This window comes from Streptococcus suis, assembly GCF_002964575.1.
GTDB lineage: Bacteria > Bacillota > Bacilli > Lactobacillales > Streptococcaceae > Streptococcus > Streptococcus suis_R.
Genome location: NZ_POQQ01000040.1, coordinates 118,350 through 143,610 on the forward strand (window position 1 = coordinate 118,350; position 25,261 = coordinate 143,610).

General features: G+C 43.9%; 23 protein-coding genes and 2 pseudogenes. 6 read left to right on the forward strand and 19 right to left on the reverse strand.

The genetic code is table 11. The features are described 5' to 3' along the window. Positions 1 to 48: 48 nt before the first annotated feature. From C1E58_RS04020 to miaA, 6 genes and pseudogenes are all read right to left on the reverse strand, one after another. Complete coding sequence (locus tag C1E58_RS04020; RefSeq protein WP_105209432.1) at positions 49 to 804, reverse strand: SDR family NAD(P)-dependent oxidoreductase; 756 nt, start codon at positions 802 to 804, stop codon at positions 49 to 51. Beyond that, positions 801 to 1,730 (reverse strand): ribonuclease Z, encoded by a 930-nt coding sequence (gene rnz, locus C1E58_RS04025; RefSeq protein WP_105209433.1) that lies wholly within the window; start codon positions 1,728 to 1,730, stop codon positions 801 to 803. The genes C1E58_RS04020 and rnz overlap by 4 nt, the downstream gene beginning before the upstream one ends. 3 nt (positions 1,731 to 1,733) lie before the next feature. Further along, positions 1,734 to 2,369: a cystathionine beta-lyase gene (locus tag C1E58_RS04030; protein ID WP_105209434.1), complete on the reverse strand. Its 636-nt coding sequence runs from the start codon at positions 2,367 to 2,369 to the stop codon at positions 1,734 to 1,736. Further along, positions 2,353 to 2,499 (reverse strand): annotated as a pseudogene (locus C1E58_RS12600) (GTPase HflX); the annotation flags it as partial. The gene C1E58_RS04030 and the pseudogene C1E58_RS12600, both read right to left, overlap by 17 nt. Positions 2,500 to 2,573: 74 nt before the next feature. Further along, a pseudogene (gene hflX, locus C1E58_RS04035) lies at positions 2,574 to 3,603 on the reverse strand (GTPase HflX); the annotation flags it as partial. After that, complete coding sequence (gene miaA / locus C1E58_RS04040) at positions 3,596 to 4,480, reverse strand: tRNA (adenosine(37)-N6)-dimethylallyltransferase MiaA (RefSeq protein WP_105209436.1); 885 nt, start codon at positions 4,478 to 4,480, stop codon at positions 3,596 to 3,598. The pseudogene hflX and the gene miaA, both read right to left, overlap by 8 nt. 68 nt (positions 4,481 to 4,548) lie before the next feature. Between miaA and C1E58_RS04045 the strand changes: the two genes are divergently transcribed. Continuing rightward, positions 4,549 to 4,719, forward strand: coding sequence for a DUF3042 family protein (locus C1E58_RS04045; protein ID WP_032502441.1), 171 nt, complete (start codon positions 4,549 to 4,551; stop codon positions 4,717 to 4,719). Positions 4,720 to 4,818: 99 nt separating this feature from the next. On the opposite strand, the gene C1E58_RS04050 is transcribed toward C1E58_RS04045, so the two are convergent. Next, entirely contained in the window at positions 4,819 to 5,985 is a 1,167-nt protein-coding gene (locus C1E58_RS04050) for an MFS transporter (RefSeq protein WP_105209437.1), read from the reverse strand. 197 nt (positions 5,986 to 6,182) lie between these two features. Here C1E58_RS04050 and C1E58_RS04055 point away from each other — a divergent pair, with 197 nt between their 5' ends. Then, on the forward strand, positions 6,183 to 7,331 hold the full coding sequence (locus C1E58_RS04055; RefSeq protein ID WP_105209438.1) for a cobalamin-independent methionine synthase II family protein: 1,149 nt from the start codon (positions 6,183 to 6,185) through the stop codon (positions 7,329 to 7,331). A 102-nt stretch (positions 7,332 to 7,433) separates the two neighbouring features. On the opposite strand, the gene C1E58_RS04060 is transcribed toward C1E58_RS04055, so the two are convergent. The 6 genes from C1E58_RS04060 to folE all read right to left on the reverse strand — a co-directional run bounded on the left by C1E58_RS04060 (position 7,434) and on the right by folE (position 15,286). Further along, a complete protein-coding gene (locus C1E58_RS04060; protein ID WP_105209439.1) occupies positions 7,434 to 11,588 on the reverse strand; it encodes a pneumococcal-type histidine triad protein in 4,155 nt (1,384 codons plus the stop codon). 138 nt (positions 11,589 to 11,726) lie between these two features. Next, on the reverse strand, positions 11,727 to 13,037 hold the full coding sequence (locus C1E58_RS04065) for a GntP family permease (protein ID WP_105209440.1): 1,311 nt from the start codon (positions 13,035 to 13,037) through the stop codon (positions 11,727 to 11,729). A gap of 18 nt (positions 13,038 to 13,055) precedes the next feature. Then, positions 13,056 to 13,550 (reverse strand): 2-amino-4-hydroxy-6-hydroxymethyldihydropteridine diphosphokinase, encoded by a 495-nt coding sequence (gene folK, locus C1E58_RS04070; protein ID WP_105209441.1) that lies wholly within the window; start codon positions 13,548 to 13,550, stop codon positions 13,056 to 13,058. Then, positions 13,547 to 13,909 carry a dihydroneopterin aldolase gene (folB, locus tag C1E58_RS04075; RefSeq protein ID WP_105209442.1) on the reverse strand — a complete coding sequence of 121 codons (363 nt, stop codon included), beginning with the start codon at positions 13,907 to 13,909 and terminating at the stop codon, positions 13,547 to 13,549. Before folB ends, folK begins: the two co-directional genes overlap by 4 nt. Continuing rightward, positions 13,902 to 14,714: a dihydropteroate synthase gene (folP, locus tag C1E58_RS04080; protein WP_105209443.1), complete on the reverse strand. Its 813-nt coding sequence runs from the start codon at positions 14,712 to 14,714 to the stop codon at positions 13,902 to 13,904. The genes folB and folP overlap by 8 nt, the downstream gene beginning before the upstream one ends. An 8-nt stretch (positions 14,715 to 14,722) precedes the next feature. Continuing rightward, entirely contained in the window at positions 14,723 to 15,286 is a 564-nt protein-coding gene (gene folE / locus C1E58_RS04085) for a GTP cyclohydrolase I FolE (RefSeq protein ID WP_044755661.1), read from the reverse strand. A 167-nt stretch (positions 15,287 to 15,453) separates the two neighbouring features. Between folE and C1E58_RS04090 the strand changes: the two genes are divergently transcribed. Beyond that, positions 15,454 to 15,936 carry an NUDIX hydrolase gene (locus C1E58_RS04090; RefSeq protein WP_105124143.1) on the forward strand — a complete coding sequence of 161 codons (483 nt, stop codon included), beginning with the start codon at positions 15,454 to 15,456 and terminating at the stop codon, positions 15,934 to 15,936. Positions 15,937 to 16,045: 109 nt separating this feature from the next. Here C1E58_RS04090 and C1E58_RS04095 read toward each other — a convergent pair whose 3' ends face one another. Next, complete coding sequence (locus tag C1E58_RS04095) at positions 16,046 to 16,723, reverse strand: DUF4956 domain-containing protein (RefSeq protein ID WP_105209444.1); 678 nt, start codon at positions 16,721 to 16,723, stop codon at positions 16,046 to 16,048. Continuing rightward, positions 16,710 to 17,453 (reverse strand): polyphosphate polymerase domain-containing protein, encoded by a 744-nt coding sequence (locus C1E58_RS04100; RefSeq protein WP_105209445.1) that lies wholly within the window; start codon positions 17,451 to 17,453, stop codon positions 16,710 to 16,712. The genes C1E58_RS04095 and C1E58_RS04100 overlap by 14 nt, the downstream gene beginning before the upstream one ends. Positions 17,454 to 17,641: 188 nt before the next feature. Here C1E58_RS04100 and C1E58_RS04105 point away from each other — a divergent pair, with 188 nt between their 5' ends. Then, positions 17,642 to 17,944, forward strand: a complete 303-nt coding sequence (locus C1E58_RS04105) for a hypothetical protein (RefSeq protein ID WP_105209446.1) — start codon at positions 17,642 to 17,644, stop codon at positions 17,942 to 17,944. Positions 17,945 to 18,083: 139 nt separating this feature from the next. On the opposite strand, the gene C1E58_RS04110 is transcribed toward C1E58_RS04105, so the two are convergent. Both C1E58_RS04110 and C1E58_RS04115 read right to left on the reverse strand, forming a co-directional pair. Continuing rightward, positions 18,084 to 19,478, reverse strand: a complete 1,395-nt coding sequence (locus C1E58_RS04110; protein ID WP_105209447.1) for an amino acid permease — start codon at positions 19,476 to 19,478, stop codon at positions 18,084 to 18,086. Between the two features lie 153 nt (positions 19,479 to 19,631). Then, complete coding sequence (locus C1E58_RS04115) at positions 19,632 to 21,290, reverse strand: hypothetical protein (RefSeq protein WP_105209448.1); 1,659 nt, start codon at positions 21,288 to 21,290, stop codon at positions 19,632 to 19,634. 156 nt (positions 21,291 to 21,446) lie between these two features. Here C1E58_RS04115 and C1E58_RS04120 point away from each other — a divergent pair, with 156 nt between their 5' ends. After that, a complete protein-coding gene (locus C1E58_RS04120) occupies positions 21,447 to 22,274 on the forward strand; it encodes an exodeoxyribonuclease III (RefSeq protein ID WP_105209449.1) in 828 nt (275 codons plus the stop codon). 132 nt (positions 22,275 to 22,406) lie between these two features. Next, positions 22,407 to 23,303 carry a cation transporter gene (locus C1E58_RS04125; RefSeq protein WP_105209450.1) on the forward strand — a complete coding sequence of 299 codons (897 nt, stop codon included), beginning with the start codon at positions 22,407 to 22,409 and terminating at the stop codon, positions 23,301 to 23,303. Between the two features lie 188 nt (positions 23,304 to 23,491). On the opposite strand, the gene C1E58_RS04130 is transcribed toward C1E58_RS04125, so the two are convergent. Together C1E58_RS04130 and C1E58_RS04135 are read right to left on the reverse strand one after the other, a co-directional pair. After that, positions 23,492 to 24,304 carry an ABC transporter permease gene (locus C1E58_RS04130; RefSeq protein WP_105209451.1) on the reverse strand — a complete coding sequence of 271 codons (813 nt, stop codon included), beginning with the start codon at positions 24,302 to 24,304 and terminating at the stop codon, positions 23,492 to 23,494. An 8-nt stretch (positions 24,305 to 24,312) separates the two neighbouring features. After that, positions 24,313 to 25,248, reverse strand: coding sequence for an ABC transporter permease (locus tag C1E58_RS04135; protein WP_105209452.1), 936 nt, complete (start codon positions 25,246 to 25,248; stop codon positions 24,313 to 24,315). Positions 25,249 to 25,261: the final 13 nt, after the last annotated feature.

Consider the following 25,261-nt stretch of genomic DNA (forward strand, 5'->3'; position numbering starts at 1 on the left):
CTAGAATGGCATTAATCCATCTAGGTCATATTATGTGTTCACTTTTCTTTATTTCAAATTAAAGACCGTACTGGCCAAATAATCAGCTAGCCTCGGAAAAAGAGTATATAGCTTATGAGCTGCAGCCAAGGTCCAGGGCAGGTTGATTTCTCTCTTCCTAGTTCCCATAGCCGCCACAATCTTCTTGGCAACATAGTCTGGTTGTAGCAAGAAAGCCTTGACGCTCTCTTGATAGCTTCCATCTGGATCTGCTTGGTCGAAAAAGCTAGTTGCGATTGGACCTGGGTTAACAGTTGTAACTGTCACACCATACTGGGCTAATTCCAAGCGAATGGTATTTGAAAAACCCATAGCTGCAAACTTGGTTGCCGAATAAACCGATGACTTGCTTGAAGCAATCAAGCCTGACATGGAAATGATATTGATAATCTGCCCGCTCCGTCTGGCCTTCATTCGTTTACCTACTAAACGGCACATGGTCATGAGGGCAAAGGTATTGATGTCAAACATAGCTTGCACCTGCTGGCTGGAGAAATTCTCAAAATCATCATAAATGGCGTAGCCAGCATTATTGACTAAAATATCAATCTGACCAAACTGACTATCGAGCTCCTCAAAAAATACCGTCAGAGCTATTTCATCTCGGATGTCTACATCAAAGATAGCCTTTTTTTCATGGTAAGCATAGAGTTGCTCAATTTTCTCCACATCTCGCCCCAACAAAATCAAAAAATCATCTTTCAGCAAGGGCACCATTTCCTGTACCAAGCCACCTGAGGCACCTGTGATTAGAATGGTTCTCATAGCTCAATTTCCTCTAAATCCTTGACAATATGAACATTTTCAAAAACCTTGCTTGCATCATTACGCAACTTGCTGATATCCTTGGACAAAAAGCGTGGACTGATATGGTTGAGAAGCAACTGCTTGACACCTGCATCCTTGGCAACCTGAGCGGCTTCCATATTGGTCGAATGCCCATGCTTGCGAGCAATTTGTTCATCGCCTTTTCCGTAGGTCGCCTCATGAACTAAGACATCGGCATTGACTGCCAAGCGTACGCTGGCATGACACTTGCGCGTATCACCAAGAATAGTCACTACCTTACCAGGCCGTGGCGGCGAAACAAAGTCGCCAGCAATAATTTCAGTCCCATCTTCAAGGGTCACATTTTGACCATTTTTGATTTTTCCAAAGAGGGGACCAAATGGTACACCGGCCGCGCGCAGAGCCTCTGCATCCAGAGTCCCTTCCAAATCTTTCTGGATAACACGATAGCCGACACAAGGAATGGTATGGTCCAGCTTTTCAGCGAATACCGTGAATTTGTCGGTGTCTAAGACCTGACCAACCGTGTCCACATCAAACTCATGGAAATGAATGCGATAAGGTAGGCGTGTCCCTGATACTTTCAGACTTGCCAAGACAAAGGAACGAATGCCAAGAGGACCATAAATATCAATATCAGTCTGCTCCTCACTTGACTGGAAAGAACGGCTGGATAAAAAACCAGGCAGTCCAAAAATATGGTCTCCGTGTAGATGAGTGATAAAGATTTTTGCGACTTTACGCGGGCGAATAGTCGTTTCCAAAATTTGATTTTGAGTTCCCTCGCCACAATCAAATAGCCACACTTGATTGATTTCATCCAAGAGTTTCAAGGCCAAACTGGATACATTTCGAGCCTTAGAGGGCTGTCCAGCCCCCGTACCTAAAAATTGAATTTGCATTGTTTACTTTCTATTTTCTATAAATATTATCGCTGAGCGACCCGACCAGGCAAAAAATGACTGACCAGAAAAACCTTCCGCTACTTCCAGCACTTCTTCCTGATTAAATCCTGAAATCTTGACCAAACCTTCTGTCTTTTCCACCTGGGTCAAGAGGTAGTCTGTTTCAACTTCCTCTAACTCGGCGTCCTCAAAGGGATTGGCTTTCATGAAAATCTTGCCCTCCTCCACAAAGACGACATAGTGGGGAAAGACTTGGGCGATTTCAAAGAGCAAGCTATCCGTCACTTCCTCCTCTTGCTCCGAAAAGACCTGGGCCAAACCGTCAGCCGACACATAGGCAAAGCCGAAAGACTTGCCTGATAAATTCAGTCGGACAAATGGTTTGCTTTCAGCAAAGCTGGGTTCTTTTGGAAAAAGGCAGAGCTGCTGAGATAGAGTGAGATAGTAGTTCGTCGCCTCTTCTGCACCTTGTTTCTGGTAGATTTCCGCAAAATAAGCATTGATAACTGAAGGCGGTGGTGTGATGAAGTCCAACTTCTGCTGGTCGCTCAAGTCAGCTAATTTCTTCGCCAGATAGACCTTGTCTAGACTGGTAAAGCCACCGTATTTGATTGCCAAATCAAGATAATCCGTCATAAAATTCTTCCAACTTCCATTTATTGCTGGAAGCGATATAGCCTGATACCACTTCCACATCCTCTTCATAAGTCCGATTTTCAATCAGGGCTAGAGTAGCTAAATCATGCAATTTATAGGCTTCAGCCAGTGGAACCCTGACCTCAAATCGTTCAAACATGGTCTTAATCTTGGCCAAGACCATCATCTGTATATGGCCTTTGGCATTTTCATCCTTGGCGGACAACATGACATGAGGAAACTGACTTGGGGTAAAGCTGTCATCGGTCTTGTCCAACTTGTTGTAGAGAGCTAGACGTGGAATGTCTAGCATATCCAGGTCTTTTAGAATGTCCAAGACTACCTGCTCCTGCTCGCTATGATTGGGGTCAGAGGCGTCGATGACATGGAGCAAGAGGTCCACGTTCATGGACTCCTCCAAGGTGGACTTGAAGGCAGAAATCAACTCAGTCGGCAGGTCCTGAATGAAACCAACCGTATCGGTCAAGGTCACGTTGAACTTGTCAGCCAAGTTAATCTGCTTGGTCGTGGCATCAAGTGTCGCAAAGAGTTCGTCCGCCTCGTACTGTCGCTTATCGGTCATGGCATTCATAATAGTGGACTTACCAGCATTGGTATAGCCAATCAAGCCAATCTTAAACACGCCTGATTGCAGACGGCGTTCACGGACAGTCGCTCGGTTCTTCTCCACCGTTTTGAGTTGGCGTTCGATGTCATGAATCTGATTACGAATGCTTCGACGGTTGAGCTCCAACTGGCTTTCACCTGGTCCACGAGAGCCGATACCACCCGCCTGACGACTGAGCATGATACCTTGTCCAACCAAGCGTGGCAACATATACTTGAGCTGGGCCAAGTGGATTTGTAGTTTTCCCTCATGGCTCCGTGCTCGCATGGCAAAAATATCCAAAATCAACTGCATGCGATCGATGACCTTAACCCCCAGAATCTCCTCCAAATTGACATTCTGACGGGGTGTTAGTCGGTTATTGACAATAACGGTATCAATCTCGTCAGCCTCGACCATCTGGGCAATTTCTTCTAGTTTCCCTGAGCCAACAAAGGTCTTGCTGTCGTATTTTTCACGTTTTTGAGTGTAGACTCCCTTGACCAGAGCCCCAGCTGTCTTAGCTAGACTTGCCAACTCTTCCATGGACATGTCAAAATTTTCTGTCTGCTGTAATTCCACTCCGACCAGGAGGGCACGTTCTTGTTCTTTCTGGGTTTCAATCATTTAAAAATTCCTCCACGGCGGTGAAAATCTGAGACTTGTAATCTGGCTGGTCTACTGAATAAAAGGGAACCTGCATCCGATTTCTGAACCAGGTTAATTGGCGTTTGGCAAAGCGGCGGCTATTTTGCTTGACCTTATCAACTGCTTCTTCTAGGCTGATTTGACCTGCTAAGTATGGGAAAAATTCCTTATAGCCAATTCCCATAGCAGCTTGGGCTTGGGGATGTTCTTGGTAGAGCCAGCTAACTTCATCTAGTAAGTCCGCCGCCATCATCTTATCCACTCGCTGATTGATGCGGTCGTAAAGAACCTGTCTGTCATCCGTCAGGCAGATGTAAAGAGGCTCAAATTCTGACTCTGTATTTTCTAAGTTCTTGCCAAATTTTTTCAACTCTAACCCACGAATGATTCTCCGCCGGCTGTTTCCCTCGACCGTCAAACCTGCCTGCTCTGCCATTGTTTCCAAAACCTCGTCAGACAAGCAGTCGAGTTCCGCCCGATAAGCCAGAACTTGCTCCTGGTCAACCTGACCACCTAGATGGTAGCCTTCCAGTAGACTTTGGATATAAAGGCCTGTCCCACCCACGATAAGGGGCAGCTTGCCACGACTGGTAATGCCTGCAATCAAAGCTTTAGCTTCTGCTACAAATTCATAAGCCGAATAGCCCTCGGTCACATCTCGGACATCAATCAAGTGATGAACCGCCGCAGCCTGCTCTTCAGGACTAGCTTTTGCCGTGCCGATATCTAGGTTGCGATAGACTTGCTGGCTATCACCGCTGATAATTTCTCCATTGTAGCGCTGGGCCAATTCAATTCCTAATGCAGTTTTTCCTACCGCTGTCGGTCCAATGACCACAATTACTTTAGTTTTCATCTTTTTCCTTGAAAATATTTTGTTTTTTCGCTAAAATCTATTATAACACAAGTAAAGGAGAATTCACTATGGCTAAAGGTTTTGGCAAAGGTTTCTTGACAGGTGTTCTTTCTACAGTTGCTCTTGCAGCAGGTGCTATCTTCACCGTTCACAAAACAATTATTGAACCAGAAGAAAAGAAAGAAGCCTTCATCGAGGAAAATCGTAAAAAAGCAGCACGTAAACGTGTGGCACACTAAAAAGCTGGTGAATGTCCAGCTTTTTTTGTTTACAAAAAATCCCTTAGAAGCTCTGCTATTTCCAAAAGAAACATAATAGGCTCTCTAAGAGATAACACTTTATAAAATAATATCTTCTTTCTCAATCAACACAATGGTCCACATCATAGCGAGGGTCACAAGGGCTAGAGCAATGATGAGCGGTAGCCAGCTATTAAATAGGGGGTAGCTGTATCCCAGAAGACCTGGACCAAAGGCAGCAATGAGATAACCGCCTGTCTGTACCATGCCTGATAGCTGGGCAGTAGCCTGGCTGTTGCTTGTTTTCAAAGTAAAGCTCAACATCATATAAGGAAAGAGGGCTGCATTTGAGAAACTAAGAAGGATATTCAATCCTGACCAGAGAATAAAATCCTTGGGTAGGAAGGTCATCAAGGCTAGACCTAAAAGGGTAGCTGACGATGTGCTGAGCATGATATTACGACGCATTTCCTTGGTCTGACGAGAAAGGATGGCTGGAACAATCATGGACATGGGAATGGCAGTAAAGTTAAAGAGCCCTGCCATCAAACCAGCCTCAGCCTTGGTAAAACCAACTGATTGGGAAATGGTTGGCAACCAGGTAATCTCTGTGTAGTAGAGTACCGACTGTAGCCCACCAAACATCAGAAAGGCAAGGGCGGCCTTATTCTTCCAGATAGAACCTTGCTGCTGGTCTTGTTTTGTTGCTTCAAAGCGATGGTTGTTGCCAACATTAGGCAACCAAATAAGAAAAGCCAGCAAGACGACTGCTGTTATCAAAAGGATAAAGGTCTGCCAAGAGCTGGCTGACACAATTGGCACTGCAACCATAGCAGCCACCGTCGCAGCAACCCCCATCAAGGTGATGTAGATAGTAGTATAAAGCCCAATTTTCTTAGGAAAATTAGCCGTGACCAGACTTGGCAAGAGGACATTGATAAAGGCAATAGTAGCACCAACCAGCATGGTCCCCATATAAAGAGCTGGCAAATTGAGTACCCTCATACCTGAACCGATTACCATGACTAGAAGAACCATGGCCATGAGTTTCTCCATGCCAAATTTCGCGGCTAGGCGAGGAGCCAAGGAAGAACAGAGTGCAAACATAATCAAGGGAATAGAGGTCAAAATGCCTAGTGAGCTTACCTCAACTCCCAGACCAGATGCTACGTCTGTCAAGATGGCAGGAAGGGCTGTAAAAGGGGCACGCATGACCACACCCAACATGATAATACCTGCCACAATAAACGGTGATTGTTTTTTCATTTTTTTCTCCTAAATAAAAACGTTCGGATTTCAGCAATTTCGATTATATCACACTTGACAAATGATAGAAAGTTATTTTTCTATTTTAATTTTCGTTATAGCTATTAACTATACTTTTACCCTAGAAATAACTATTTTTCAAATGAGACTTTCTAGGTTAGAATAAATTCATCACAAATCGAAAGAGAGATATATACATGACAACATCAAGATTCCAATTAGTAGGTTCACTTCTCCGTCCTGCAAACTTAGGAGAATTTAAACGTCAGATCGAAGCTCGCGATGACATCAAATACCCATTCTATGATGACTTCGATGGGTACAAAGAAACCGAAACTTCACTTATCCAAAAAATTGTTGCAGAACAAAAAGAAAACGGTTTGGATATTGTGACAGATGGCGAATTTGGTCGCTCAATGTGGCACTTAGACTTTCTCTGGGGTTTTGAGGGAATCGAACGCTACATTGCTAAACATGGCTATCCTTTCAAAGACCACGATGGGAAACCATACGAAACACGTAAGGATATCGGCCTCCGCATCACTGCACCACTTTCATCAAAAAATCATCACTACATTGATATCTACAAACAAGTGAAAGAATTAGCAGGGGACACTGTAACGAAACAAACTATTTTTGGGCCAGCCCACGCCTTTAATGAATTAATCCTTTTCAATGGACAAGTTGGACCTGATCACGTTTACAAGACTCGTGATGAATTGAAAGACGGTCTCATCGCTGCCTATAAAGAATTTTTAGACCAATACAAGGCTGCTGGAGGTCAGATTATTCAGTTTGACGATTGCCTATGGGAACTCTTCGATCCATCAAACCCAGTTCCGTTCTTACCGCAAGATGACCCGGAAGCTTTGGCTGCCCTTGCAGATGAATTTATCGCCATCAACAACTCTGTCGCAGACTATGGTCATGAGATTGGATTAGCTGTTTGGACCCACAACTGCCGTGGCAACTATGAAAGTCGTTCTGCTGCAGGTGGTACCTATGAAGCTATTGCTGAGAAATTCCTTAAAAACCAGCGTTACAGCCGTTTCTTCCTTGAATGGGATGATGAGCGTGCGGGTGATTTGAAAGCCTTGGAGAGCTTGCGTGATAAGGATGTCGAAGTTGTACTTGGTTTACTTTCAAGTAAGACTTCTGACCTTGATGATGAAGAACGCGTTTACAAATTACTCGAGGAAGCTAGCAAGATTATTCCGAAAGAGCGTCTCTACCTCTCTCACCAATGTGGTTTCGCGTCCTGTGATTCAGGTAATGAATTGGCCATCCCGCAACAGTGGGCTAAAATCAAGCAAGGTCAAGATATCGCAGCAAAATTCTGGTCCTAGTCCTCTATCTATATTTGCTATTCGTGCACCACAAAAGCCCTGTTTCGCAGGGCTTTTGTTTGCTTCTCTGAAAGTTAGAAGCCTGAAAATGATTTAGCAAGGCTATTCGGCAGATTCATTTTCAAAAGAATCAACCAAGCTTCCTAACGGTTTCCAGGTCAAGCCGATGTCTTCATTTTCCTCTTCTAAACCTGAACCTATAAATTCACCAAAAATATCGGACAGCCATTCCAGGTCTTCATCGGATAATTCCACATCTTCTTCCTCGGTGCTTTCGCTAGGTAAAGCTTGCTCTTCTACTGCTGTATCAGTTGGTTCTGAAACTGGTTCACTAGTTGTTTCATCCCTTACTAACGGGATTTCCTGCACTTCTGCAGGGCTTGTTGAGCCACTTGAAGCACTCTCCTCTTCTGCACTTTCGCTAGTTATTGGGGCAGTAGCTTCTGCCTCGCCAACTTCTGTAGGACTGGTTGCCTGTTCTGAACTGGTCTCAATTTCTGAAGAAGAACTTTCTTCAACTGGTTGTGATAAATTGGATAGACTTTCACTTTCATGTTCATGGATTGGACCAGATGAGCTTTCAGGACTATCCTGACTGGTTGGACTAGCTAGACCTACACCTTCCTCACTTACTGGGATAGGACTTGTCTGCTCTGATCTTGCTAGAACTTTCTCTGGAAAGCTCAAAGGACTGACAAAGAAATCCCTAGTTCCTTCAACAAACATATTCATTTCTAGGCGGTTCATCTGCATCACGCCATAGTCATCTGACATTTCTAGTTGCTGATGGACTTGAGTTTTCACATCATTGGCAACTGCAATACTGCTGGCAATTAAGTCTTCTGCCAGAGAGATTGGACTGGCAGCCAACTCTCTGCGAACAACCAAACCATAGATTTGATTGATGAGGCGAGCAGCCTCCTGACGAGTAGGTGCTTGAAGATAAGGACTATCAATATGGGCAAGTAAATAATCCATATACTCCATCAAACGAGTTTCTGCTCGGTCTTGGAATTGCTGAATCTCCTTCAAACTATGGGAAATCCGTGCCAACTCACGCTCATCTCCTTTCAGACTAGCTTGGTTGATTTGGTCAACCCAGCTAGCTTGCGAGGTCACTGTCCCTGTTATATTGGTCTGTCTTAATAGGGCAAGTAGGTCCTGATAAGCCTGATTATCCATCACATGATGAGGAGATGTTGTTGAAGTTTCATGCTCTGCTTTCTCCATAACTTCAGGGAAGGTCATCTGTCTGGTAAACATCTCACGGATGTCCCCCACAAATGCTTCCATGAATTCCCTGTTTTCCTGCAATTTTTCAGAGGCAGGACTGGTTTGGATAGGGTAGGTCTGATTGGCTGCCTTGGCAAGATGGAGAGCAATTTTCAGGTCAACCAATTCTTTGGACAAGTCCAGTGGTTTGATGGAACCATTGCCACCTAAGGTTGCTTGGAATAAACGATCCAATGTGCTCGCCAATCTTTCCTGCAAATCAGGTGCAAGATAGGTTTGATCCAACTGACCAAGCAAGTAATCCATATATTCCATCACTGTAATATCTGGACGGTCTTGGAAATGTTTCAACTCTTGCAAGAGATGTTCCAAATTGAGCAAGGTCTGTCTGTCCTTAGCTTGACTGGCTTGATTGAGTTGGTTGGTTAATCCTTCCTTATTTACTGGCAGATTGCTGGTATCAAGTAAGCGGATCTGTTCCAGAATAGATGGGTAGAGTGGGTCTGTATTTTCCTCTGTAGAATGAGTAACTTCCTGCAAGATATGGACCTTTTCAAATTGTTCCAACATTGCCAAATACCCCTTGGTCGAATTGGTCACAAGTTCATCTAAATTGCTAGCAAAGTCGTCCAAAGCCCGTTCGATACGACGGTATTCCTTGCTGCTTGCCCCAAATTTTTCAGCCGCCGCTTGACGCAAATGAGCAAGCTGACTATCTACAGTCGCTCGGTCAAATTCCCCTTCCTGATAGCTACCTGAAATGGCTGGCAATTTATTGGCAAGATAAGGCTCAATGCCCTCCACGGCCTGAATGTGTAAGACATGGTCATGGCTACCATGTGGCAGAACGAATTTCTTATCGCGAATGATGAGTTTAGATGGTGCGATACCAGTCCGCTTGGCTACCGCCAAAAGCTCCGCTTCAAAGTCCCTCTCTGGATCCCCTGTCACCTCTGGAATGACCAACATGGACCGTAAAATCACATAGGGATGGACATGGGTCGGGTCATAGGCATGGCTTGGATCATTGAAACTAAAGGTCGTATCCGAAACTCGAATGGCTTCTTTTGGCACTCCATAGACCTTGGAAATATAGTCAATTTTTCGTGCCAAGTCCTCTTCACTTTCAAAAGGCTTGGTCAAGTCAATATTCTTCAAAAGCACCAAATGAGCATGGTCGCCATGGGGGTACATGAAGGCCTGACCTTGTGGGGTATCTAAAAGAGTAATGGAGCTGGCTGGCAAGCCGAGGGATTGGGCCAGATAGTTCCGTTTAGCTGCGACCTCATCCTCGACAGTCACCTCTGTCGGCACTGATGGCACCGTGCTTGAAACGATCTCAGAATGTGTCGGTTGGCTTGGTTGAGCTGGTTCAACGACTTCTGACATTGATGGAAGTGTTTCGGTAGATTGACTTGGCAAACTACTTGAGCTAGCGGTGCTAGATGACAGCGACGTTGATGAACTCATTTCACTGCTGGATGGAGAACTTGGAGAATGGTCAGTGGCTTCCTCCTCTGGACTTTCAAAAGGCTTGGTCAAGTCAATATTCTTCAAAAGCACCAGATGGTCATGGTCGCCATGGGGGTACATGAAGGCCTGTCCTTGTGGCGTGTCCAAAAGAGTAATGGAGCTGGCTGGCAAACCGAGGGCTTGGGCTAGATAGTTCCGCTTAGACGTAACTTCGTCTGCCACAACCTCCTCTGTCGGAGCAATAGGTACTGGACTTGCTGCTTGTGGTTGACTGGAAATACTTGGAACGGCTGCTACTTCCGTTTTTTCCACAGGTTTTGCAGCTACTGTTGTTACCACATCTGGCAGGGGACGGATTGGACTTACTTGACTGGCTTGATTTTCTAGTAAATGAGCCCACTTGGAAGCAGCTACCTGCTCCCTACGCAAGACATGGATATGCCCCTGGTGTTGAATGAGCAGTCCAACAGCATTCTGACCAATAACCCCACTTCCATCAAAGAGAAAACCATCGCTAGTTGGATAATCAATTCCAGCAATTCCTTGAGCAGAAGTTCCCGAAACTCCTTGGTTACCACCTCCAGTGACTGTTGGAACTGGTGAAGTAGCTATTGGGGAAACAGGTAAAGTCACCAACTGATTTTCCATAACCGATGGTGCCACTGCCCCCCTAGCAAATTGACTAGCAGCTGCATGGGCAGGATTTCCCAGACTTCCACCGACAGCTTGTTTTAAAATATAATGGTAATGATCCCCGTGGCGAACCGTATACCCATTGGCATCTTCTGCCACAATATCAGCAGGATTAAATTGATAATGGTCCTGCCCAGCCTGATTGGATGATGTACCAGCCGTGTTCCTTTCCTGTTTTTTGGTCATGTCAGCTCCGGCTGGGATAAGGTACTCCCACTTACTGCCTTTCAAATCACCATAAAAGATAAAGTGGCTGTGGCCATTGTGTTCTACGATAATGCCCGTATCCGTCTTGCTAGAAATTTGCTTGGCATCGCTCAATAAGAAGCCATCGCTGGTTGGTCTATCAATTCCAGCTACACCTGCCTGATTGGTCGATGACTGCTTTTGCTCTTCATGGGTATGGTCATGGTTGTGATCGTGGCCATGGTGGTCATGTTCAGGATTGTTTGCTGTTAGTTTCCGCGCTTCCTCTAAAGTGACAATGCCGTCCCCAGTCTTCTTAGGATAATAATAGACCTTGCCATTGACTTGAATGATGTAGCCTGTTCGTACCTTATACAAGACATCTTTTTCATTAAATTGATAGTTCTTATCTTCTAACAAGGTTTCCTTTAGGAACTTGGCTTCGTAGGGTACAGAGCCTTTTTCCACATGTTGATGATCGCCGTGGATAAGGACATAACCATCCTCTGTCAACTCCGCAACGACATAAACTGTTTCCTCTTTCTGAACCTGTTCCTGCTTTACTTTTTCGTCAAGCACCTGTGTAGCTTGTTTCTGCTGGCAGGCCAACAAGGTCAAACCACACAATAAGCTTATGCCTGTCAAGGCAAGATTTCGTTTCTTCTTCACCATACTCTCCTTGATAAAAATAAGTATTTTACCAGTTAAGTATACACCTTCAAAGACAAATAGTCAACCAGTTAATTATAAAACGGTTAAGTTTATTCTAAAAGAATAGAACTTTCCAAAGAAAGTTCCATTTCAATTCTTCTAATAAAGTAAGCCTACCAAGGCTAAAATAACCATGAGAGCCAAGATATGTCCAACAGTTACCAGTACAAATGAATACTTCAAACCACGCTTCATACTTAATTTTGACAGATTGTGGAAGGTAATCATCACACCTGATTGTGGTACAACGGTCAGAATAGCTGAAGCCACTACAACTACACGGTGGAGGATTTCGGGATTGATCCCCATTTCCAAGTAAGCTGGTAAGAAATTACTTGAAGCGATCCCAACCGCACCAGAGGATGAACCAATAATACCACTGAGCAGGGCAGTTGACACAGACAAGCTAATCAAAGGCGAACCTGGAATTTGTTGGATCCACTCCTGGATAACTGCGAAACCAGCTGACAAGGTCAAGACCGTACCAAATGCCACCGTACTAGATGTAGCAAAGGCAGGAACAATAGAAGCTGTCGCACCTGAATTCAAAAGTTCCTTCTGATTAGGCAGGTAGGGGTAGAACAAGATAGCTGACAAAACAATAGACACCAACAAGCCGATAGCCAAGACATTAGGCGTCTTGTTCAAGAGGAAGATAGTCCCAATCAAGCTAAGCAAGGGCAAGATAGAAAAGAGCAAATTTGGTCTTTTTTCAGCCAATTCAACAACAGTATCGTCATCATCCTCGGTGTAGGTTTCCCCATTTGCCAAACTTTTCTTGAGGCAATATGCCATGTAGAAGAGGCCAAAGAGCAAGAGAACCAAACTAGCTGCTAAACTAATGAGCGGAGCAGCTGTCAAACTCGTTCCCAAAACCTTGGTCGGAATAACGTTCTGAATGGACGGTGTCCCGGGTAAGGTGGTCATGGTATAGGTACTAGCCCCCATGAAAACTGGAAGCGGAAAGAGAGCCCAGTTGATATTCAACTCCTTGAAAAGAGGACGTGACAGAGGTAAGAGGGTGAAGATTACAACGAAGATACTCACACCACCATAGGTTAAGATACTTGTGATAAGGGCAATAGCCAGCAAAACCTTGTAAGGACTATCTTTTCCCATAACCTTCAAAATACTATTGGCAATGGTCAGGGTTGCTCCACTGGCTTCCATGTAGCGAGCCAAAATAGAGCCCAACATGAAAATCACAAAGTTATTGATTAAAAAGCCAGCCAGACCAGCCATATAGGACTGTTCCTTTCCCAACATAGCTTCGATAATGTTCATCTGGTTGGTCACCAGAATAATCAAACTAGCAACAGGGGCTGCCACAATAACGTGCAAATTCTTTGATGTCAAATAAATAATGGCTACAACAGCCAACAACACTCCTAAAATCGCTAAAATTTCCATAGTTCTCCTAACATTTTTCTAAATTTTTTTATCTAAACATTCAATTCTTTCATCTTTCAAGGGAAGCAAGAGCTCTGCCACCGTCTTTTGCAAGACAGGATGACGGTAATCTGCTGCAATGTCAGCCAGGGGTAAAAGAACAAATGCCCGCTCATGGGCATATGGATGGGGAATGATGAGGTTTTCTTCCTCTATCACTTGTTCATCCCAAAAAATAATGTCTAAATCGATGGTGCGTTGGCCCCACTTTTCAATCCTGACCCGATCCAAGTCCAATTCAATCTGCTGGCAGACAGCTAAAAAGTCCTGGGCAGATAAATCTGTTTCAACCTGACAGGCTAGATTGAGGAAATCAGCCTGGTCCGTCTTGCCCCAAGCTGGAGTTTCATAAATGGAAGAAACCAAACCAAGTCGACAGTTAGGATGACGGTCTAGGGCTTCTAAAGCAGCTTCTAAATAAGCTAGACGGTCTCCCATATTTCCGCCAATGCTGAGATAGGCTAAGTGTTTCATGGGCGTTCACGCTCCAGTTCAATCCCAACAGAGTCATAATGACCAGCAATAGGGGGATTCTCCTTGTAAATGGCCAAGCGAATCTTCTCCACCTTTGGAAATTGATCAAAAATCTCCTGACAGATGACACCTGCCACCTTTTCAATAAGGGTATAGGGCTTGCCTTCCACAACTGCTTTAATGGTTTCAAAGACCATGCCATAGTGGACCGTATCTTCCAACTGGTCTGTTTGCGAGGCAGCTGTCAGGTCGACATACAAATCACAATCTACTGTAAAAATCTGACCGAGGACCTGCTCTTCTTTGAATGCCCCATGATAGCCGTAAAAACGGCATTTATTGAGGGAAATCTTATCCATTTGCCCCTCCATTTACAAGTTGATCCCAGACCTTGACGATATCTCGATTGGCAGCGACATTATGGACACGAACCATTTTACAGCCTTTTTGAACTGCCCAGGCGGACAGGGCTGCTGTAGCTTGATCCCGATCAGTCGGTAAACTATTGCCCCCAAGCAAGTAATCCACCACGCGCTTACGGGAAATCCCGAATAAAACCGGATAACCAAGACCAGTAATCTGATCCAAACCTTGCAAGAGATCCAAATTATGCTGAACATTCTTAGAAAAGCCAAAGCCTGGATCCAACCAAATCTTGTCTGCAGCTATACCAGCATCCAAAGCAGCTTGAGCACGCTCAACTAGAAAGCTTTTGACTTCGCCAACAACATCCGTATAGCTTTCCTCCTTTTGATTGTGCATAAGCATGATAGGCACCTGATATTCCGCAGCCAGAGCTAACATTTCCCCGTCATACAGACCCGCCCAAACATCATTTAAAATATCTGCACCCGCTTCAAGGGCTGCACGGGCTGTACCTGTTTTATAGGTGTCAATGCTGACCAAACAATCGTAATTTTCTTTAATTGCACGGATAATCGGAACCACACGCGCAATCTCCTCTTCTTCCGTCACAAAGCTTGCGCCAGGACGAGTGGACTCACCACCGACATCGATGACGGTCGCGCCGTCTGCCAACAATTTTTCGACTTGAACTAGAGCTGCTTCTACTTCATTATAGTTACCGCCGTCAGAAAAGGAATCTGGAGTCACATTGAGAATTCCCATGATAGTCACTTGATTTGCTAAATCTTGAATGGACATAGAACCTCCTATTTATTGTGGATCATGGACAAGAGTTCACGACGCAAAATAGCATCTTCCTTGTATTTGCCAAGGGCAACTGTCGTGACTGTCTTGCTACCTGGCTTGCGAATGCCACGCATACTCATGCACATGTGCTCTGCTTCTACCATGACAAAGACACCCTCTGGCTCAAGAGCATCTTGAAGAGCATGGGCAACCTGATGAGTCAAACGTTCCTGCAACTGAGGACGACGGCTAGCCACTTCGACTGCACGCGCCAACTTGCTCAGCCCTGTCACCCTGCCCTTGCTTGGAATATAGGCCACGTGGGCAATTCCGTAGAAGGGCACCAAATGGTGTTCACACATGGAGTGGAAAGGAATATCCTTGACCAAGACCACTTCCTCATGTCCCTCTGAAAAAACAGCAGTGAACTGGTCTTTGGGATCTTCATTTAAACCGTTAAACATCTCCAAATACATCTTGGCTACACGTTTTGGCGTATCCAGCAAGCCCTCCCGATTAGGATCCTCGCCCAATAATTCCAACAACTGATAGATGGTTTGTTCAATTTGTTCTTGTTTTGACATAATACACCTTAAATAGTTTGATGTTCTTATTATACCCTAAATTCCCTTTTCAGAAAAGGGCTTTCAGTATTCTCATACAAAAACTGTCCCCTGCCAGATAACAGTTTCATCATCCCAGTCAATAGGCTTTATGGTATAATGAAAGAAATCACATTCAAGGAGCTATTATGACCAAAAAACCTGTCCAACTGGCTACCATTTGCTACATTGATAATGGCAAGGAATTCCTCCTCCTCCATCGAAACAAGAAGGAAAATGATGTCCACCAAGGAAAATGGATTGGGGTCGGTGGCAAGCTGGAAGCTGGTGAAACGCCTCAAGCCTGTGCCATTCGCGAGGTCTTTGAGGAAACGGGTCTGACCGTCACCAAACACGCTCTCAAAGGAGTTATCACCTTCCCAGACTTTACTCCAAACACAGACTGGTACACCTACGTCTTCAAGATAACTGGTTTTGAGGGAAGTCTGATTGACTGCACAGAAGGCGACTTGGAATGGGTTCCTTATGACCAAGTCCTATCCAAACCGACTTGGGAAGGCGATCGGCATTTTCAGGAATGGCTCTTGGAAAACCGTCCTTTCTTCTCTGCCTGCTTTCGCTACGATGGAGATACTTTGCTGGATTACAGCGTTGATTTTTATGAAGAATAAGCTAAGAACCTATATTCACAGTTCAGCACTTCCATATAAGCACTTCACTTGTTCATCCCAATTCTAAGTGAAAGAGAAAAAGCCTTGGAAATCCAGGGCTTCTTTGCTATTACAAATATTTCTTCTTAGGCATTTGCTTATTCAATACGACATCCAAGGGACCTGCTGATAAGACTGTATCGACCAGTTGCTTATCTGTAATGGTCTTGTCGAGAAGGACTTGGTATTCTAAGACAAGGGCTTCTTTTTTCTTTTTGTATTTGAGGGACATTAAATCTGACTGCTTGCATGAACTACCAAATTGTTGTTCAAAAAATTGGTCATAGTTGAAGTCAATCGGTACAGTCACCAAGAGATGACGGCGGTTTTGATTGACCTGTGCAAAACTACTATTTTCAAACAGCAAGATACAAGCTGACAAGACAAGGGTCATAAAGATAGCGAGACCTAGGAAGCCCATACCCGTTGCCAGACCGATAGCCATCGCTAACAAGATGGCCAACATCTCTTTTGATGAACCTGCAGCAGAACGAAACTTAATCAAACTGAAGGTACCTGCCACCGCTACACCGGCCCCTAAATTCCCGTTTACCAAGGCAATAATAACAGCAATCAGGGCGGGCATTAAACTGAGGGTGATGACAAATTCTTTGCTATAGTTGGCCTTGTATTTGTAAACAGCCGCATGAATGACCCCCATGGCCAGACTGACACCGAAGACTAGGGATATCTGAAGGAGGGTAATGTTATTGTTTGAAGTTGAAAAGATACTATTAAACAGTTGCATATAGGGCTACTTCCTCTCCGCTCATTTGATGAGCCAGCTTGTAGGCATTTCCATATTTTGAAAATGATTGTTTTTCCAGTTGGTATTTTTCTAACAAGTCGAGCAACCAGTCTGGAAGTTGTTCTGGTACCTTGATTTCCATAATGACCTTGTTGGGATCTAGGAGAGCCTCTCCAAATTTCCCATCTGTTGCAGAAACATGGTAATCACGATAAAGCAAGTTCTTATCGATGGTCAAGCGGATTTTCTTATCCTCAATCCCTTTATAAGATACACGGTCATAATAGATATACATCTTTGGTTTGATGGTTCCGTATCGTTCACGTAAGATTTCTAATTCTGAAGTAACCATTTCATCTGTTATGGTCTTATCTACCACACCTTTTTCGATATAGTTGGTCACCGATAGAGGATTGGAAGTCAGACGGTACTTGTAGCCAATTTTATTCTCTTTCTTTTTGATTTCTAAAAAGGCCTGACTGCCTGCAGATGGCTGGGCATCATAGATACGCATACGGATTTTCTCACGCCCATTTTTCTTGGCAATGGAATCTTGAATCATGTCGAAGTCTTCATTATCAAAATAGATATTTGTGATAGTCGAAGTCGCAAACTCATCTGAAACCATGTGTTTCTTTAAATCCTTTTCAAGCAGTGCAAATGTTTCTTTATCAACGATGTATTTGGTTTCCTTGCGTTTAAATTGTTTTTGTACGATTCTAGTTTTCATGTTTTTTCCCTCTTTATCTAAAACTACTCGGCTCCTACCTGCCTCGTTTACAGTCTTAGTTTAACCCCCAACCTTTAAACGAAACTAAAAGTAATGTTAAACAAAACTTAAACTGCAATAAAGTTGAAATCCTTTTGTCACATTCCAAACTGTGCTACAATAGTTTTATCAATAGCAAGGAGAACCCCATGTACGAATTTGTCCTAGAATACGGCTCTTTCCCCGTAAAACTCATTGACGGCTTTGTCAACAATCGCTCAGAAATCCCTGATTTCCTCAAAGAGGATGAAGAAATGATTGCCCGCTTGAATCAGATAAACGAACTCTTCCACCAACTCTTTTTAACCATCGAGTGCAAGTTTGACTACATCGGCAAGCAATTTCCAGATAAAATTGAACAGCTGAGAACCCTCTATCATCCTCTAGCAGCTGACTTGCAGGCCAAATACGGTGAAACAGTTGATATCAACATTGAACCCTTTATTTTGTAAAGCAAAAGAGATGGCGCCTAACCATCTCTTTTTACTTATACTCTTCGAAAATCAAACTCAAACGTTGTTGACTTGATTTGATTTGATGAACTTCAGTTCTATCTTCGTCTTCGTGGCCTAGTTTGATTTTCATTGAGTATTATTTGGAATGAACTTCCGAATGTTTATAGCCATAGAAAAGATAAATCAAACTTCCTACGATGAGCGCCACTCCAAAGGCAATCCAGGTATCTAGGCTGTACTGGAACATAAAGGACAGGCAGATAATGATGGAAAGGATTGGCAAGACCGGTACAAATGGCGTTTTGAATTGACCTTCTGTTGGCAGACCCTCAACCTGACGGAGACGGATAAGTCCAAGGGCAAGCATAATCAGATAAGCGAGGGTACAGATATTGAGGAAGCTGGCAATGCTCGCCAAGGGGAACATACCCGCACAGATTGCCGCAAAGATACCCACCAAGATGGTTGCATTTTTTGGAACCTTACTGGTCGCCGTTAATTGGCTGAGAGATTTGGGCAAGAGCCCATCACGACTGATGGAGTAGACCATACGAGAGAGGGCGTAGGTCATGGAAATACATACCGTAATCAGAGTCAAGATAGCCACGACAGATACATAGCTAGCCGCCCAGCCCAAACCAACTTCACGTAGGGCGAAGGCAACTGCGTCTGCTACATTGAGTTTGCTATAGTGAACCATACCCGTCAAAACCAAGGTCACGACAATGTAGAGAATGGTTACGATAGACAGGGACAAGACAATGCCCTTAGGCACATTCTTCTCAGGGCTTTTCACTTCGTCAATCGCCAATGAAATGGACTCAAAACCAAGGAAGGCAAAGAACATCAGAGAAGCCCCTGCCATAATCCCTGCCTGTCCACCATAGACCGCACCAAAACCAAATGGAGCAAAATTGGACCAGTTCTCTGGTTTGATGAAGAAAATACCAGCTACAATAAACAAAGCCAGGGCTGAGAATTTCAATACAACCAATGCCGAGTTAAAGCGAAGAGCAGCCTTTGAGTTCAACAGAACAACACCCACTACAAAAAACAAGACCAAAACTGGTAAAAGGTCGATATAGGTACCTTGAGCTGGATTGAAAGTACCATTCAAGGCCGGAGGCAGAGCAAGACCAAAATTGGCTAACAGACCTTTCAAATAAGAACCCCAGCCAGAAGCCACACTGGACACTGCTGTCAAAAATTCCATAATGGTCAACCAACCTGCAAGCCAGGCAGGAAATTCACCAAATACCGCATAGAGATAGCCGTAGGCTCCACCATTGGTTGGAATACGGGAAGCAAATTCGGCGTAGAACAAGGCCGTTAACCCAACTGAAATCGCTGCGATAACAATGGAAATAACCAGGGCTGGACCAGCATATTGCGCAGCCGCTAAACCAGTGACTGTAAAAATTCCTGTTCCAACCATGGAACCAATTCCTAATAAAATCAAATCTACCAAGCCCAAGTGACGCCGCATGTGACTGCTCCGTTCACCGACTTGTTTCTTCCTAAATAAATCCACAAGATACTCCTTTTTTATATGATGGCCTATTGGTATATAGTCGTTTAGTTTCCTTATAGGCACCGCCACATTATACCATAAAATCAAGCATTAAGCACCAATCATGGCAAAGAAAAGAGCAGGGTGCCCCTAGGGCAGTCCTGCTCTTCTTTCTTATTCTTGGCTAAGGGTGACATTTTTTAGGTAATTGTTCTTATCCAACTGACCTGTAAAGCTATCTCCGACCTTGATAAATGGCAACTTGTCTGTGCTATCCTCTGTTGCCTTAACCTTATAAATCTGACCTGCTGACTGGATATAGTAAACGGTTGAGCCAGCAATCATCTGGCTGGCCAAGGCTTCTACCTTACCAGAAATGACTTCGGTCTCTTCGTTAGCCTCACCAGTTCCGGTCGCAGTCAATCCTGCTAGGCTTGTGGCATCTCTTCCAGTTACCTGAGAAATCAGGTTGGCAACGTCATTGTTGACGGTCACTTGCTGGTAATCTTCCGCATCGACCAATGCATAGGATTTGACCAGACCAGCATCATCTTTGAGAGAAACTAGATAGTAGGCTGTGTCTGCCAATTTGACCAGACTTGGAGCAGTTGCTTGATAACCTTTTTCCTGCACTTCTCCTTCGGCGGATTCTTGGGCTGCGGTTTCTGTTGCAGAAGCCAGCTTGTAGTTGGTGATTTCACGGGTCCGCATATTGACAAGGATGAAACCAAGGTTGGATGAATCGGCCGTTGCGGAGGTAATGCCTGTATAAAGGTAAATATCAGAACCGATAGAAATGTAGTTGTAGCTATCCGTTGTGTGTTTGACACCTGTTTGGCTGAAAATGGTATTCCAGAAACCATTTTGATAGGTATAGTGGTCATCAACACGGCTGATTACATTGCTAGCAGAGTAGACACGGTCCACCCATTCAGGAATATCTGCTAGACTATACTCCTTACTCTCGCCTGTCACAGCATCCAAAACAATGGCACCGGTTGGATCATTAGAAGACAGACCAAATTTTGGCTGGTAGGTCGTTGCGATGTAGTACGGATTGCCTTGGTCGTCCACTTCAAAGGACGGTTTCCCGAATATCGTCGTTGGGTATTGAAGGCGGAGATGCCGCATGGTGTCATTGAACAAATACTCGGAATCTGAGTAGTGCATGGACTTGCTCAGCTTGGCAAGCTCAGCTTTCCCTGTCGTCTGATTGACCTTTACATAATAGCCAATCCCGTCTTGGTGGTTGCTCAGCCATTTCCAAAAAGACTTGTACTCCAAGGGAGATACGCGGAAAGGCTGCTGACCAATGGTAATCTGACGGTAATCATCGGAAATGCCGAACTGGGAAACCTTGTCGATAGTGCCCAAATAGGTATCACCAATCTTTTCTGCCGAAGCCCGATCCAAAAGAGCCAGCTTGGAAATATCGGTTTCAGGGAAGTCTGACTTGAAATCCGCATCTGTCACCGAAATGACAGCCGCATAATCCTTGGCACGGAAGATAGGCGAGTTAAAAATACCAAGTCCAATAAGACCAAGCACTACTACGAGCCAGAGGCGACCTGTCCAAGATAGGAAGGCAGGTAATTTCGGATTGATATTGTAGGTCGTGACCTGACGCTGTCTGCCCGTCACTTTGGTAGCCTGTTGAACAAGCCCAGCAGGATTGCTAAAGAGTAAAATCAACCAGGCTAAAGCTGTCGATTGTAAGACGAATATCCAGAAACCAAGGCTAAAGACGTTGATAGCCGGCAACTGATACCAGTAGTAAACCATCATTTCGAGAATGAGGGCTAGCCAAGCAAAGCCAATCAATTTTCTTTTCATAACAACCTCCGTAAACAAAGATTTATTTGCTACTATTGTACCATACTTTTAATACTGTAACACAAAAATGACAAAAATTTTTCAAGTTCCCTCATTCGCTAGGGGGGAGGTTTTTTGGTATAATAAAACACGATAAAACTAGAAAAAGGAACCCATATGAAACTCATTTCTTGGAACATTGATTCCCTCAACGCTGCTCTGACAGCAGAATCCCCACGCGCCCTCCTATCCCGCGCCGTGATTGACACGCTCGTTGCGGAAGATGCCGACATTATCGCCATTCAGGAAACCAAACTCTCTGACAAGGGCCCAACCAAGAAACACTTGGAAATTTTAGAAAACTACTTCCCAGGCTATGCCAATACCTGGCGTTCATCTGTCGAGCCTGCACGCAAGGGCTATGCAGGGACCCTCTTCCTTTATAAAAATCACCTGACACCAACCATCACCTTCCCAGAAATTGGTGCTCCGACTACTATGGATTCTGAGGGACGCATCATCACGCTTGAGTTTGACGACTTCTATGTTACCCAAGTTTATACGCCAAATGCTGGAGATGGCTTGAAGCGATTGGCCGACCGCCAAATCTGGGACGTTCAGTATGCCCAATACCTATCACAGCTTGACAGCCAAAAGCCTGTCTTAGCTACAGGTGATTACAACGTTGCCCATAAGGAAATCGACCTTGCAAACCCAGCCAGCAACCGCCAGTCACCAGGGTTTACAGACGAAGAACGGGAAGGCTTTACAAACTTGCTAGCCAAGGGCTTCACAGATACCTTCCGCCACTTGCATGGGGATGTCCTCAATGCTTATACCTGGTGGGCACAACGCAGCCGCACCAGCAAAATCAACAACACAGGCTGGAGAATCGACTACTGGTTAGTTAGCGACCGTATCGCTGATAAGGTCACTAAGTCAGACATGATTGACTCTGGTGCTCGCCAAGACCATACACCAATTGTTATGGAAATTGACATGTAATCTTATTTATAGGAAAGAGCTACGGCTCTTTTTTTTAATTCACAAAAATCTTAGTTGTAGGCAGTCAAACTTGCTAAACATTGAAAAGGTTGATATGATAAATATATAATAAACCAGTTAAGGAGGACTTCCATGACCCCAAAACAAATCGAAGCACGTTGTTTGACCGTTTCAGCTCTTATCAATGGCTTAAACAGGTTGGCAGGGTTGGCTGTCTATATTATGACAGACCTCAACGCCCTCCTGCTTGATGGGGTGTTTTCCCTCATTGCTTTTGTTTCCTCACTGGTCGCTTTTCATATTTCCAAACACAGTCATAGAAAAACTGAAACCTTCCCCCAAGGATTACACTTTTTAGAGCCCCTCTATGCCATTATGAAATCCTTGGCAACCTTACTCTTGCTGATTTTTGCTGTTCTTGAAACAGCCGCAACCGCCTTTGCCTACTTTGTCCACGGCATTGCACACAAGATGACCACGGGTCCTGTCCTACCCTATACAAGCATTATGCTCTTTATTTGTTTTAGCTTGTATGGCTACAATCGCTACATGAATAAAAAAATCGGCAATATCTCAACTATTATTGCTGCCGAGGCCAAGGGCAACTTAATTGACGGCTTGATTTCAGCCGCCATTGGTCTTGCCTTTCTATTCTTAGCCTTTATCCCAAACAACAGTTCTCTGGATTTCCTACATTATACAGGTGATTTCTTCGTAACCCTTACGCTTGCCATCATTTCATTTAAAGAGCCCCTCACCCTACTCATTTATTCCTTCAAAGAACTAGCCCACGGTACTGTCCATTTACCTGAAATTCAAGAATGTCTCTATGAGATTTTAGAACAGTACCTAGAGGAAACTGAGGATGTGGATATTCATATCTACAAACAAGGCATGCAGGTTCGAATTAAAATCCACTTGCAGGATGTTGAACATGATATTATGCGCCAACTTGTTGCCAAAAAGCCACATATCCTCAATACGCTCAAACAACATCACGAGTACATCACTGTAGAATATGCCCTCTAGCCTTCTAATCTCGATAACAATAAACACCCGTCTATAACCTATCTAGCAGTTGGAAAAATCCAACTACTTTAGAAATGGTGAATAGTGGGTGATTTTTTATGTTTAAACAAAGCAGGACTGACAAAATAATTACAAAAGACAAATACCTCTAAGATACTTGTCTCAAACATACTGTCTTGATAAGCTTTTTAACCTGAAACCTCATTATTGTAATATTTCTTTAACTCATCTCCAAATTTTGTAAAGATCAAAATCGTAATCATGAGCATGATACACGGGAAAATAACAATCCATGGTGCTTCTTGGATATAAATCCTACCATCATTGATCATGGTTCCCCATTCCGGACTAGGTACCTGCGCCCCCAAGCCAATGAAACTCAGACCCGAAATCTCCATGATAACAATGCCCACATCAAAACTCATGGTTGTTAAAATCTGAGGCTTTATCATGGGCAAATAATAATTTAGTATGGTTGACCAAAAGCTATTTCCGTACATTTTAGCAGATTTAATGTAGGACTCTTCTTTTAGCTGTAGGGTGATGGAACGTGTCAGATAAGCATATTTGGTCCAAGCAACCATACACATAGCCAAGACTGTTTGCTGGAGCCCCACACCTAAAATCCCTACAATAGCAATCACCAAGACAATGGCTGGAAAGGCTTGAAAGGCAGTGATAATCAGTAGAACCACCTGGTCAACTCTCCCACCAATTAAACCACTAGAAATACCAATGACGGAACCAATGACTACAATCGTAAATAAGACTAAGATACCCGAAAAAATACTTTCTCTACCACCACTCATTACCCTCGCAAAGACTGACCGACCAAGCGCATCAGTCCCAAACCACTCCGTCTGACTTGGTCCCTGCAAAGCATTGGATAAGTCCACCTTGGTAATACTGTCAGTAAAAAAATAGGGCAATAGATACATCATAGCCAGCCAAACTAGGAGGATTATTCCTAAAATCAATAATCGTTTATTTCTTATTTGCATACAGACTCCTATTTATTTCCCAAGCGTATTTTCGGATTTAACCAAGCAATCAAAACTTGTGAAACCAGATTGACCGTCAAAACACCCACTGTTACAAAGAGTACGGTCCCTTGTATAATTGGATAATCCTGATTAGCTACTACTGTAACAAGGAGCTTTCCCATACCTGGCCAAGAATACAAATGCTCAATAATCGTTACTCCACTAACTAAGGCCCCCAAAGAAAGACTGACTAGGGTAATAATGAACGGAACTGTATTTTTTAAAACATCGAAAATGATAATACGCCATTCACTAATTCCCCGTCCCCTTGCTCCTTCTACAAAAGGCATATTAAGTTCCTCTAAAAAAGCTGTCCGAAGTTGAGGGGTATAAACTGAGGACATGGCCAAAGCCAAGGTGACAACCGGTAAAACAATCCCCAAGGAATTAGCCGTAGATTGCACTGGAAACCATTTTAAATGTACAGAGAAAATTAAAATAAGAATAATTCCAAAAACGAAGGTAGGAATAGCATTTAAAATCCCGAGTAATGACATAAGGGTCCTATCAAACAAGCTGTCCTTCTTATAGGCCATGACCAAGGCTGTAGGAATCGATAGCAACAAGGTTGCCAAAAGAATATACATGGACAAATAGAGGGTATTAGGGAAATAAAATACCAACTGATCCCAAACAGGAGCACCAGTATTGTAGGTCACACCGAAATCAAAGACCACAATTTTTGAAAGCCACCTAAAATACTGAGTAAGGAAAGGATCGTTTAAACCCAATTTTTCTCTCGTTAAATCCAGTAATTCTTGTGTGACTGGAACACCTTCCTGGTTCAAAATAGCTTCAGCAGGATCTCCAGGTGCCAAGTAAGAAAGCAAGAATGAGATAAAACTTACACAAAATAAGATGATGATAAATTTAAGCAATATCTTTGCAATACTTTTTAACATGATTCTCCTTCCA